This window comes from Nocardia sp. SYP-A9097, assembly GCF_009649815.1.
Classification (GTDB): domain Bacteria; phylum Actinomycetota; class Actinomycetes; order Mycobacteriales; family Mycobacteriaceae; genus Nocardia.
On record NZ_WJIC01000015.1, the window covers coordinates 53713 to 66905 of the forward strand.

At 64.7% G+C, this 13193-nt stretch carries 8 protein-coding genes and 1 pseudogene; 4 read left to right on the forward strand and 5 right to left on the reverse strand.

Annotated features, from left to right (window positions below; translation table 11 throughout):
• Window positions 1-57 precede the first annotated feature (57 nt).
• Together GFY24_RS26435 and GFY24_RS26440 are read left to right on the forward strand one after the other, a co-directional pair.
• Complete coding sequence (locus GFY24_RS26435; RefSeq protein ID WP_228566683.1) at window positions 58-672, forward strand: hypothetical protein; 615 nt, start codon at window positions 58-60, stop codon at window positions 670-672.
• Window positions 669-3776 carry a helicase HerA domain-containing protein gene (locus GFY24_RS26440; RefSeq protein WP_309231356.1) on the forward strand — a complete coding sequence of 1036 codons (3108 nt, stop codon included), beginning with the start codon at window positions 669-671 and terminating at the stop codon, window positions 3774-3776. The genes GFY24_RS26435 and GFY24_RS26440 overlap by 4 nt, the downstream gene beginning before the upstream one ends.
• Window positions 3777-3908: 132 nt before the next feature.
• Here GFY24_RS26440 and GFY24_RS26445 read toward each other — a convergent pair.
• From GFY24_RS26445 to rlmN, 3 genes and pseudogenes are all read right to left on the reverse strand, one after another.
• A pseudogene (locus tag GFY24_RS26445) lies at window positions 3909-4472 on the reverse strand (radical SAM protein); the annotation flags it as partial.
• 134 nt (window positions 4473-4606) lie between these two features.
• Complete coding sequence (locus GFY24_RS26450; RefSeq protein ID WP_153807811.1) at window positions 4607-8032, reverse strand: serine/threonine-protein kinase; 3426 nt, start codon at window positions 8030-8032, stop codon at window positions 4607-4609.
• Between the two features lie 284 nt (window positions 8033-8316).
• Entirely contained in the window at window positions 8317-9429 is a 1113-nt protein-coding gene (rlmN, locus tag GFY24_RS26455; protein ID WP_153807812.1) for a 23S rRNA (adenine(2503)-C(2))-methyltransferase RlmN, read from the reverse strand.
• Window positions 9430-9604: 175 nt separating this feature from the next.
• Here rlmN and GFY24_RS26460 point away from each other — a divergent pair, with 175 nt between their 5' ends.
• Window positions 9605-9922, forward strand: coding sequence for a lipopolysaccharide assembly LapA domain-containing protein (locus tag GFY24_RS26460; RefSeq protein WP_153807813.1), 318 nt, complete (start codon window positions 9605-9607; stop codon window positions 9920-9922).
• 17 nt (window positions 9923-9939) lie between these two features.
• Here the strand turns inward: GFY24_RS26460 and GFY24_RS26465 are convergent, their stop codons facing one another.
• Complete coding sequence (locus GFY24_RS26465) at window positions 9940-10857, reverse strand: AraC family transcriptional regulator (RefSeq protein WP_153807814.1); 918 nt, start codon at window positions 10855-10857, stop codon at window positions 9940-9942.
• Window positions 10858-10973: 116 nt separating this feature from the next.
• Between GFY24_RS26465 and GFY24_RS26470 the strand changes: the two genes are divergently transcribed.
• Entirely contained in the window at window positions 10974-11972 is a 999-nt protein-coding gene (locus GFY24_RS26470) for a saccharopine dehydrogenase NADP-binding domain-containing protein (protein WP_153807815.1), read from the forward strand.
• 10 nt (window positions 11973-11982) lie between these two features.
• Here GFY24_RS26470 and GFY24_RS26475 read toward each other — a convergent pair whose 3' ends face one another.
• The gene (locus GFY24_RS26475; protein WP_309231385.1) at window positions 11983-12855 is read right to left on the reverse strand and encodes a phosphatidate cytidylyltransferase; all 873 of its coding nucleotides are present in this window, start codon (window positions 12853-12855) and stop codon (window positions 11983-11985) included.
• Window positions 12856-13193 lie beyond the last annotated feature (338 nt).

Sequence of the window (13193 nt, forward strand, 5' to 3'; positions counted from 1 at the left end):
GAGAATTCATCGCGCTCGACGATCCGCGAACCTGACCACAGTGAAGAAGGAACCGAGATGGACATGTCCGAAACGCGACTGACCGCGAGCGAGCGGTGCGCGCTACTGGTACTCATGGCCGAAGCCCGTGAGCTGACCAATGCCGAGCTGTACGCGACCGCCGGGATCAAACTCGACGGGAAGCATCGCCGCCACCTCAATGACCTGGGCCTGGTCAGCAGCACCATGGTGAATCGGGCCTTCGTACATGAACTCTCCGATCGCGGTGCGGTCTGGTGCGACACAGAGCTTTCCCGCGAACGCCCCGAGCGATCGGGCTCCGCGGGCGGTGCGCTGTACGCGCTACTGGCCGGGCTGCGGCGGTATCTGGACGACAGCGGGGTCGCGCTGGCCGATATCTTCCGGCCGGATGTGGCGAGCCAGGTCGAGGCGGCATACGCCGAACTGACCCGCGGCCGGGGCACGCCACTACGGCTGGCCGATCTGCGGGACCGGCTGGGCGGCGTGCCCCGCGACCAGGTCGATCGGGCATTGGAGGCGCTGGCCCGGCGCAATCACATTCACGTGCGCGCGGAGGCCGATCAAAAGACCCTCACCCCGCAGGATCAGGAGGCCGCGGTCGTACTGGGCGGAACGCCACGACATCTGCTGACGATCGAGGTGTCTCGGTGAATGAGGAGCAGCGACATGCGCTCTCATTGATTCAGTTCAGTAGTGCGGTCACCCCGAACCAGGTGTGGAGTCCGCTCACCTATCACGTCGACGGACTGCACCGGGAAGCCGTGGAGGCGATCACCCGGGCGGTATACGCGGCCGAGATCCGACCGCACAGCACACCGATCGGACTCGTCCTGAGCGGTGAACACGGGGTCGGCAAAACCCATATGCTCGGCTGGATTCGGCAGCACGTCCAGGAGCGTGGCGGCGCGTTCTTCATGCCCAAACTGATCGACGGCCGATCATTCTGGGCGGGCGCGGTACACGGAATCGTCGGCCAACTACTGGGATCCGATGGCGGCCAACTGATTCCGATGCTCGACGCGCTCACCGAGCGCACCGGCTGCGGCGACGAACTGCGCATACGACTACGCGGCACCCTGCCGCTGAACCGACCCGCACTCGACGAATTCATCGACCGCATAACCGAACTCGACGCGGAGGTGGCATTCCAATGCCGCGATACGCTGCGCGCGCTGGTGTTGTTCCAGGCCAGGGCGCTACGGGATATCGGGCACAGCTTCCTGACATTGGAGAGCGGTCTCGACGAGGCCGATCGGGCGGCGTGGGGATTCCAGCAGCGGAGCCGGGCACCGCAACTGATCTTCGGTGACCTGATTCGACTGTTCGCGCTCACCGGGCCGGTCGTGCTGGCGATCGATCAAATCGACTCCGTCATAGCGCAATCCGCGCACTCGAAGCGGGACGATCTCGCCAATGGGCTTGCCGATGCCCTCATGCGGATGCGCGAGGAGACGGTCCGGACACTCATTGTGACCGCGTGTATTCCCAAATCCTGGGAGCTCATTACCGCCCGCGCGGTGAACTCGACGGCCGACCGCTTCAACGTGCTCGAACTCTCGACGGCAATGCCATCGACCACGGTGGCATCGGCGATCGTCGAACGTCACCTCGGAAACCTGTACGGGGAGGCCGGTTTCGAGCCGCCCTACCCGACCTGGCCGGTCGCGCCGCAGGCTTTCGACGATCCCGGGATCACCCACTTCACGCCGCGACGGTTACTCCAGCAGGTGGAGAAGCACGTGCAGCACTGCCTGGCCACGCGCAAGGTCTTCGACCTCGAGGGATTCGGGGACCGGTCCCAGCCGACCTCACCTACGCCACCACAGCCCGCGCGTGGCGACCTCGCGGAACTCGATGATCGGTTCGCCAAGCTGTTCGAGACCGCCGATGTGTTCGCGCCGATGGATCCGAAACATGAAGACGGTCTTATGTTTTCGATCCTGACCTCGGCACTGCACTGCTATGCGCTGGAGCAGGCGGGCAGCGGGATCGATCTCATGGTCGATCCACAGAATATGGTCCAGCCCGCATTGCACGCACGGCTGCGCCGAACCCTCGACGAGGCCACCGAGGACGAGGAGCACTGGAGCTTTCGGGCCATCTCGCACAGTCACCACACGGCCGTACTGACTCGACTGCGATCGGCCTGCCTGGAGGCGGGCATCGGGCCCGAGGCCGCCAAACGGCACCTGGTGATTCTGCGGAATACGGCATTCTCCGCAGGTCGGGCCACTACCGCGGCGCTCGCCGAATTCGAAGCCGCGCACGGGATCGTGGTACCGATATCGGCCGATGACCTGCGCACTTTCACCGCGCTGGAGGCGATGCGGGCCGACAGCACGCCGGAGTTGCACGGCTGGCTGATGGCTCGACGCCCGGCGAGCGAATCGCAGTTGTTCAGCAAGTTCCTGGCCGATATTCCGACGGAACTCGCTGCTGAACAACAGTTTTCGGACACATTCAACACGGAACCGGAGCCCGCGCCGGAACCGGTGACACCTGTTCAGGACCGAATCCGCGTCGATGTGCCCTCGATAATGCTGGGCCGAAACATAGCGAACGGCAGCGGTTTCCACGTACCGCTCCGGCAATTACGAAAGCACACAGCGATTTTCGCGGGCAGCGGATCCGGCAAGACCGTCCTGCTGCGCCGCCTGGTGGAAGAGGCCGCGCTGCAGGGCGTTTCATCCATCCTGGTCGACACCAACAATGACCTGGCACAGCTGGGCGATCGCTGGCCGTCACAGCCCGAGGCCTGGAGCAACGGTGATGCCGAGCGCGCGGAACGCTACTTCACCGAGACCGAGGTGCTGGTCTGGACGCCCCGGCGTGAGGCCGGTCGCCCGCTCGCACTGAATCCGCTGCCCGATTTCGGTGGCGTACTGGATGATCCGGACGAATTCCGCACCTCGGTCGACGCATCGGTGGCGGGCCTACTCCCGCGCACCGGCCTGACCACGCGAAAGCTGCCCACCGGCACAGCGGTCCTGACCGAGGCGATGACCTACTTCGCCCGCCGGGGCGGCAGCGAACTCAATGCCTTCGTAGCGCTGCTCGCCGACCTTCCGGACGGGGTCAGCACCATCCGGAACGCGAGCGCGCTGGCCACCTCCATGGCCGACGAACTGCGCGCGGCCATGATCAACGACCCGGTCTTCGGCGGCGCCGGTGAACGACTCGACCCCGGCACGCTACTGCGCCCCAGCCCGGGCAAACGGGCGCGCATCTCGGTGATCAGCTGCATCGGCCTGGCCACCGAAGAACAACGCCAAACCTTCGTGAATCAGCTCGAATTGGCGCTCTTCGCGTGGATCAAACAAAACCCCGCCGGCGACCGCCCGCTCGGCGGCCTGCTGGTATTGGACGAAGCCCAGACCTTCGCACCCTCCAGCGGTACGAAGGCATCCACCGAGAGCACGATCAAGCTCGCCGCCCAGGCCCGCAAATACGGCCTCGGCCTGGTATTCGCGACCCAGGCACCCAAAGGCTTGCACAATATGATCACCGGCAACGCCGCGACACAATTCTTCGGACACCTCAACGCCTCGGTACAGATCCAAGCGGCCAAGGAATTGGCCCGCGCCAAAGGCGGCCAGGTGGAAGACATCTCCCGCCTCTCCACCGGCCGCTTCTACGGCAGCACCGAAGGAATCGCCTTCAGCAAACTCGCAACACTCATGTGCCTGACCCGCCACGGCGACAGCGCACTCACCGAGGAGGAAGTACTACACCGCGCACGCCGCGAACCCCGCTAACCCCGATGCGTGATCCACAACCGGCAGGCTAGTTCGTCCTACGACGAGCGTGCAGCCAGGGATCCCAATTGTCCGGCTCCGCCGCCCTACCTGCACCCTCGCGGAAGGATTCGCTCCGGGCAGCCGCTCAGCCTCGGCAGCCAGCTGTCCGCAGGCGGCGGCGATTTCCTGGCCTCGGGTGTCGCGGACGGTGCAGGGGACGCCTTGGGCCTCGACTCGGCGAACGAATTCTCGTTCGGTGGGTTTGGGGGAGGCGTCCCATTTGCTGCCGGGGGTCGGGTTCAGCGGGATGAGGTTTACGTGGACTCGGGAGCCCAGGGCCTTGTGGAGTTTCTGGCCGAGCATGTCGGCGCGCCAGGGCTGGTCGTTGATGTCTCGGATCAAGGCGTATTCGATGGAGACTCGGCGGCCGGACTTGTCGGCGTAATACCTTGCGGCGTCGAGGACTTCGGCGATCGGCCAGCGATTGTTGACCGGGACCAACGTGTCTCGGAGTTCGTCGTCCGGAGTGTGCAGGGAGACAGCGAGAGTCACGGACAGGTTCTCGTCCGCGAGCTTGCGGATGGCGGGGGCCGGGCCGACGGTGGAGACCACGACGCTGCGCTGGGAAATGCCGAGGCCGTCGGGGGCGGGAGAGGTGATGCGGCGGACGGCGTTCACTACGCGCTTGTAGTTGGCCAGGGGTTCGCCCATGCCCTCCGTTTACAAACGCCATAACCAGCGGAGACGGCGAAGTGGCGGCGACCGCCACTTGCCGGGCACGGGAGCCGCCCCTCACCCAGCGTCGACCGCGCCGGCCCGGGTTCGTGGCAGGAGACCGATTCCGGTGATCATGGCCGGAGATTGAGGTCCGAGGCCGCCATCACTTTCCGCATGAACATTGGTGGCAATCGGCCCGATGCCCCGATATCGTGCTGAAAGGCCGTGATAATCGGTGCCAACTGCCAACCACTGTCGACCACGAACTGAGGAAGGTCGTGTTCAGCGCATTGCGCGAGTACCGGGCCGATCGCGAGGATCGCCTCGGCCTGGCGGCCCGCGGCGGCCAGGCAGGCGATATGCGTCAGTTGCGCTTGCAGTAGGGCTCGCGGGCGGTTCTGAGTTCCGATCTCATGGATCATGGACTCCGCACGGGCACAGGCGCTTTCTGCCGCACCGAGAGTGCTCTCGGCCAACAGCAGCCGAATCGCCGAGTCTTGTTCCAGTTCGGAGGTCATGGCTTTGGTCCCATCCAGCTGTCGCCGATATGGTTCCAGCCACAGCAAACGGGCATGTTCTTCTTCGGCGATCGGCAGACCAGCGCGGATCCGCTCGTTGACGATGCACGCGGCCAACCTTGGCACCGAGAGATTCTCCGCGATTTTCGCGCCCTCGTCCAAGCGCTGCTCAGCTGCGGCGAGGTTACCGCGGACCGCTTTGATCCGTGCACCGATTCCATAGCTGGCCATCAGAGACTCCATCGAGCCACCCTCGGGTCCCAGTTCGAGGCCTTCATCCAACAATGCCTCGGCGTCGTCGAGTTTCCCCATCTGGTAGAGCAACCCGCCCCGCAAAGCACTTGCCAGCCGGGCGGCGAAGCTGTGTGTCCCGCTCCTGAGCGCCAACATGTGAGCGGTTCGAAAGCTATTTTCAGCAGCTGCGACATCGAGCTGTTCGTAAGCGGCCAAACCTGCGAGGCAGTGGCCGAACATGACCGTAAGGGGACCTTTGCTGTGCCGCAGAAAAGTAGCTGCCTGCCGCTGACGACGACGCACCTCGTCGAAATCGAATCGATTCAGGGCGTCGAGAGAGGCGACATGAAGTGCGGCATTCGCGGAGAATGAGGTGACCTCGTCGTCGAGGTGCGCGATCAGCACCTCGGGTAGGGGGCTGAAGCGGTCGATGGCGTACTGCGAGGCTGTCCGAGCCACAGCCGCTCCGAACCGCAGCTCCGAGTATCCTTGCGTGTCAGCGGTATCCGCGTTCAGTGCCACGTCGACATGGTCGAGTGCGGCGCCGGCCTCGACATGGCGGTTGGCCACGAGATTGGGCCATGCAATGTACAACTGAAGTAGAGGGTTCGCTTCGGCCATGGCCCGCGGCAGCTTCGCGACGAGTCCCAACAGGGTGGCCAGCCGAGAGCTTTCGAACAGTTCCTCCCCGTGATCGATAACAAGCTGCATGACGCGTTCGGGTTCCCGCGCGGCCAAAGCGTGATCGACGGCGTCGTTGAGCAGCCCGTGGTCGGCGAACCAGGCCGATGCCATCTGGTGCAACCGGATGGCGCGGTCCATTCCCAGTCGGTGTTGGAGATGATCGGCGAACAGCCGGTGGTAGCGAAACCATTGCCTGCCGTCTTGGCTTTCGTCCTCGGCACGGTGCAGGAACAAATCCTGCTTCAACACCTGTTCGAGCATATCGTCGCCGGCGGCGACCCCGGATAGCGCGGTGGCGAGATCCCCGCAAACTTTCTCCGTGACACTGGTCGACATGAGGAAGTCCAGCAGCGCGGGGTCGACCTGGTCGAGCACGTTGTCGGCGAGATAATCGCCGATGGCCTGGTGTTGATCCGATAGCCGGCCGATGAATTCGCCGGGATCGTCTCGACCCCGCAACGACAGCGACGCGAGCTGAAGCGCGGCCACCCACCCCTGTGTCGATTCCTGGAGCGTCAAGATATCCAAATCATCGAGGGGCAGACCGTTGACATCGACGAGAAATGACTGTGCCTCGGTCTCCTCGAAACGTAATGCTGTGGAATCGATTTCGACGAGTTCGTCGGCCACGCTCATTGTGCTCAGCGGTAACCCGGTCCGAGTTCTGCTGGTCACGACCAGCCGCAGGTGATGGCAACCGTGCTCGAGCAGATAGCTCATCGCCTCGATGCTCGCCCGGCTCGTCACCCGATGCCAGTCGTCGATCACCACGGCGATCGGCTCACCGCTGTCGTGGATCTCATCGATCAACGCGGCGATCACATAGCGAACACTGCTCTCGGAGCGCTCCTCGAGAACACCGTGCAGGTCTTGAGCCAACTCCGGCCTGACTTGTCGGATCGCCTCCACCAGATGAATGAGAAACCACACCACATTGTTGTCGTCGGCATCGACGGCGAGCCAGGCCACCGACATACCCGCCGACTCGAGACTACGGGTCCACTGCACGGCCAGCGTGCTCTTCCCGAACCCCGCCGGGCCATGGATCAGCACCAGCCGACGAGGCTCGCCCTGCCTCAGTGTCTGCAACAGTCGAGGCCGTGCGACCAACGACCGCGGCGATGTGGGTGGCCGGAACTTCGTGGCTGCGGATGGTGTGACCGCACCCATGCCGACGATCCGTTTCTCGGGAACGGTCCCTTGGCCGCGGCGACGCGATGTCGCGGCGGGAACAGCCATCATATCGACGGTTTGTCCATGTCGACGCTGCACCTCCCGGCACCGCTCGCCGAACTGCGCGGCCGATGGCCTGTCCGCCGGGTTGATCGCCATCGTCTCGCAGATCGCGGCAGCCATCTCCTCCGGCATATCCGGCACATTCAGGTCCCGGACCGGCACCGTGGCGATTCGCCGCAATTGGTCCGCCATCGACTCGCCGGGGCGCCGCTCGAAAGCAGCATGCCCCGTGATCAGGCAGAACAGCGTCGCACCGAGACTGTATACATCGGCTGCGGCCTGTGGTGTTTTGCCACTGAGGACCTCGGGAGCGGTGAAGGTAGGTGTTCCCACGAAGACCCCGGTCGCTGTCGGGAACTCACTAACGAACCGAACGATACCGAAGTCCGCCAACAGCGGCTGTCCGTAATCGGTGAGCAGAATGTTAGCCGGCTTCACATCCCGGTGCACGATATCGTTCACGTGTGCGGCCGCCAACGCTCCCGCCAACTTCACCGCGATCGACAGCGCGTCCCGCCAGTGAAATGGGCCCGCCGCACGCAGCTGCGCGTCCAGGGAACTTTGCGGATAGTAGGGCATCACGATGAACGGTTTGCCGGTGGAGGTGATGTCCACCTGATACACCTCAACGATGTTGGGATGGCCCGAGAGCCTGCCCAGGGCGTGTTGCTCCCGAACGAATCGTTCACGCTCATCACCGTGGACTTCGGACGTCAGAACCTTCACAGCGACGGTGCGATCCAGCGACTGCTCCGCGCAGCGGTAAACCACACCGAATCCGCCGCGGCCGATCTCCTCGGCACCGTCGAATCCCGCGGCCGCCAACTCCGCCACGATCCCGGACCGAAGGTCGCGCTGCGTGGCGTCTCCTTCAGACTCCGACATTCGGCGCTCGCTCTACCAACACAGATCGAAACATCGGACCCGCTTTCCAAACCCCCGCTGCCACGATGCCGAACGGTGACACGCCTCTCCAGGTGCACTCGATCACCTCGATCATAGCGAACCAATAGGTCTAGTTTCGGGATATCCACTCAGCCGAACGCGGTCCCGGCAGGCAGGTGATCTCGTCTTCGTCTCGGGCCAGCTCGGCGCGCCGGTAACAGCGCGATCCGGACACCACGCTGGTGCAGAGGCAGCTCAGACGAAATTACCGTGAACGGCCACGATCAGCCTTCAGCAGCCAACTGCCCGCACGCCGCAGCGATCTCCTGCCCCCGCGTATCACGCACCGTACACGGCACCCCCTGCGCCTCAACGCGCCGAACAAACTCCCGCTCAACAGGTTTCGGCGAAGCATCCCACTTCGACCCCGGTGTCGGATTCAACGGGATCAGATTCACATGCACCCGCGAACCCAACGCCTTATGCAGCTTCTGCCCCAACATGTCCGCACGCCACGGCTGATCATTGATATCCCGGATCAACGCGTACTCGATCGACACCCGACGACCCGACTTATCCGCGTAATACCGTGCCGCATCGAGAACTTCAGCAATCGCCCACCGGTTGTTCACCGGCACCAGCGTATCCCGCAGCTCATCATCCGGAGTATGCAGCGACACAGCCAAAGTCACCGACAAGTCCTCATCGGCAAGCTTGCGGATCGCGGGGGCCAAACCCACCGTGGACACCACAACGTTGCGTTGAGAAATACCCAAACCGTCGGGCGCGGGCGAGGTGATTCGGCGCACCGCGTTCACCACACGCTTGTAGTTGGCCAAGGGTTCGCCCATGCCCATGAAGACGATATTGGAGAGGCGGCCGGGGCCGCCGGTGACCTCGCCGTCGCGCAGGGCGGCGGCCGCGGCGCGCACCTGGTCGACGATTTCGGCGGTGGACAGGTTGCGGGTCAGGCCCGCTTGGCCGGTGGCACAGAACGGGCAGGCCATACCGCAGCCCGCCTGGCTGGAGATGCAGAGGGTGTTGCGGTCGGTGTAGCGCATGAGGACGCTCTCCAGGAGCGTGCCGTCACCCGCACGCCACAGCGTCTTGCGGGTGCTGCCGTCATCACAGACCACATTGCGGACCTCGGTGAGCAGCGGCGGGAACAGGGCCTCGCCGACCTTGGCGCGCATGGCCTCGGGCAGATCGGTCATCAGGGCCGGATCGGCGACCAGGCGACCGTAGTACTGGCGCGCGATCTGATCGGCGCGGAATTTGGGGAGCCCGAGCTCCTCGACCGCCGCCTTGCGTTCCTGCGCATCGAGGTCGGCGAGATGCCGGGGCGGCAGGCCACGGCGAGGGGCGTCGAAAACGAGGGGTACGGGGATGGCAGTCATAACCCTTCCAGTGTTCCATCCGGACAGCCGTTTCGGGCGTGCGGGGTGCGATGCGCTCATCACATTCGCCGTGAGCTCGACGACAGTGAACTGGCTGACACCCAACAGAAACGACATATAGCCGATAAGCGGCGATATGCGTGCACCGGTCATAGCCATCGGCAATGATCGAGCTATGACTGGTGACGCCGTACCGAACGCCGGGCCGGAGCCGACCCCGAGTACAGGTAAGAACAAGGGCCAGGGCGTCCTGAAAACCCGCGCCGGTTACGCCTGGGTCGGCCTCGTCATCGCCGCCGTACTCGGCATCGTCGTACTCATCTTCATTCTGCAGAACCTGGACCAGGCGCACGTCTCACTCTTCGCCTGGGACTGGAACCTGCCCATCGGTGTACTGGTGCTGCTGTCGGTACTCGCCGGGGCGCTGTTCACCGCGCTCGTCGGCGGCTACCGCATTCTGCAGTTCCGGCATGCCGCCAAGAAACACGGCTGACGAACCGCCGGCGGCGGTCACACTCCCACCAGCAGTAGATCGTCCGCGGATTTACGGTATTGCCCTGGGGCAGTACCGTATTCGCGTTTGAATGCCTTACCGAAGGCGTACTCCGAACCGTATCCGGTACGGCGGGCCACACTCGCCAGCGGCGCGTCGGAATCCCGCAGCAACCGCGCCGCGGTGATCATGCGCCAGCGGGTGAGATAGGCCAGCGGCGGCTCACCGACCAGCGCGGTGAACCGTTTCGCGAACGCCGCGCGACTGAGCCCCGCCCGCTCCCCCAGCGATTCGACCGTCCATCCGTGCGCCGGATTCTCATGCATACCACGCAGGGCCGCCGAGATACCCGGATCCGCGAAAGCCGCTGCCCAGCCGGAGAATTCACTCGATGCCGCATCGGCGAACCAGGCGCGCAGAATGTACAGCAGCAGCAGATCCAGCAGCGGCGGGATCGCCGCGTCACCGCCGGGACGCGAATCATCGAGCTCATCGGCGAGCAGATCCACCGCCGCCCGCAATGAGGCGTGACTGCCCAGGCGCGAGGGAATATGCACCACCTCGGGCAGTTCCGCCAGCAGCGGATGGGTGCGATCACCGGCCAATTGATAGGACCCGCAGAGCAGGGTCGCGACCGGGCCGGGCCCATCGACGAAGCGCACATCGGCCGGTCCGGCGGTCTCGGTGATCGGCGAGCCGAGCGCATCGACCAACTCATGCGCGACACCGCGCGCCATGAAGACCACATCACCGATACCGAGGGCGATGGGATCGGCCTCCGGGCGGGTCAACCAGCACGAACCCTGAAGTACGACATGGAATCCCGCGCTCTCGATGCGCGGATACGCACGCCCCCAAGGCGCATGCCGCACGAACATGCCCGAGGCCGGGCTGCCGGTGCGCGCGGTGGCCAGCACCTCGCTGAGTACGTCCATACCGAAAAGAATAGACCGCAAGACGATGGAACATCATCGACGGATTCTGAGAGATTTATCGTCTTCGCTTTCGCTCATACAGTGAGTTCATCACCGAGAACGAGCAAGGAGCGGGCATGAAGATCGCAGTGTATGGAGCCAGTGGACACGTCGGCGGATTCGTCGTCGACGAACTACGGCGGCGCGGCATCGAAACCGTGGTGGTGGGCCGGAACGCAGAGCGGCTCAACGGTTTCGGAGCAGAGGTACGAGTCGCCGCGGCCGATGATCACACCGCCTTGGTCGCCGCCTTCACCGGCGTCGATGTGGTGATCAGCACCCTGCCCGACTACACCGGCAATGGCGAAGGCATTGTGCGAGCGGCGATTTCGGCCGGAGCGCACTATGTCGACGTCGCCGGTGAGCAACTGTTCGTCAAGAAGATCTACGACGAATACGGGTCACAGGCCGCCGCGGCGGGAGTCACACTGGCCACGGCGATCACCGAGGCGGGCGTCTTCGGCGATCTACTGGCCGACCTGGGGGCGCGGCGGTTCGGCGCGGTGGACGAGATCGTGCTCAGCCATATCGCCGCACCCGGCGGGGAGGGCTCACGCGGCAGTATGCGCACCGTCTTCAACAATCTCGAGGTCTTCACCAGCGGTGGACTCTCCTACCTGGACGGCGAATTCCACACCGGCCCGCAGCCGCGCAGTGACAGCTTCGTACCGCCCGGGGCCGTGGAACCCATTGCGGTCATGAAGTTTCCGCAACCGAATGTGATCACCATCCCTCGCCATATCGCGGTGCGGTCGGTGGAGGGCGTACTGGCCAAGGAGATCTTCGAGATCGTCGGCACCGTAACCGAAGCGGACCTGGCGAATGCCCCGGAAACCCCCGGCGCGGCAGCGGCCTACTCGATGGTGGTGGACCTGTACCGCGACGGAAAACACCTGCGCGGCACCGGAAGTGGCCCGGACGCGTACCGCAACAGCGCACAACTGGCCGTCGAGGTCGCGGTTCGCATCGCGGACGGCGGTATCAAGCCGGGCGCACAGTCCCCCGCCGAGATGTTCGACGCGGACGAATTCCTGGACGCGCTCGGCGAATTCGGTATGACCTGGTCGATCGACTGAGAGGGATCGCCTACAACAGTGCGGTCAGCACCAGCCAGGCCACGAACGCGGACGGCAGCATGGAATCCAAGCGGTCCATGATGCCGCCGTGGCCGGGCAGCAGGGTGCCCATATCCTTGATGCCGAGTTCGCGCTTGACCTGCGATTCGATCAGATCGCCACTGGTGGCCACCAGGACCAGGGCCGCACCCAGCAGCACACCGATCATCGAATTGGCCTGCAGCAGCAGCGTTACCGTGAGCAGGCCACCGATGACACAGAAGACCAGGGAACCGCCGAAACCCTCCCAGGATTTCTTCGGGCTGATGTGCGGGACCATCGGATGCTTACCGAACAGCACACCCGCGATATAGCCGCCGACATCGGAGCAGACCACCAGGATCATGAAGGTCAGCACGCGCAGATTGCCGTCGTCCTGGGTCAGCATGAGGACCGCGAACGCGGCCAGCAGCGGAATCCAGGACAGCGTGAACGCACTGATCGCGGTGTCGCGCAAATAGTTTCGCGGAGTCGCGCGCAGGCCGTGGTCGAACAGGCGCCACACCATGACCGTCAGCGCGGTCGCGCCGAACGCGCCGAGCACACCCTGCGGGCCGAACGGCCAAGCCAGCCAGATGATCGCCTGCCCACCCAGCAGCAATGGGATGCGCGGCACCAGGACATCGGCCTCACGCAGCCGCTTGGCGACCTCCCAGGTGGCCACCGCGACGGCCGCGGCGATCACACCGATCAGCACCTTGGGCGCGAACAGCAGAATCGCTATGAGCGACAAGCCCAAACCGAAACCGACACCGAGTGCGGCGGGCAGATTGCGGCCCGCTTTGGATGCGGGCGGGGCGGGAGTCTCAGGAGTGGCGGACGGTGAACCGGACTCGGCCGCCACCTGCGCACCGACAATCGCGGACGAGTCGACACCCACTGCGGGCTGCGAGTCGACGGATTCGGCTCCGGAACCTATCGGCTGCGAGGCGGCGGACGGTGAACTGTCGGCCGGTGAACCGGCCTGCGCTCCGCCCGAACTCGACTCGGACTCGGGCACGCCCGGCGCGGGCGCGGGCATCGATCCCGCGGTGCCCGCGCCGGGCGGCGTCACATCACCGGTGGCGGCAGTTTCTTCGGCCACGATTGTCCTGTCGCTCACTTGTCGTCCGTTCGTCCCTACCCCCGGCCGGCGCCGCCGACCGTCCGTTCCAGATACCGAGCAGCCGTTGCCGGATTCGA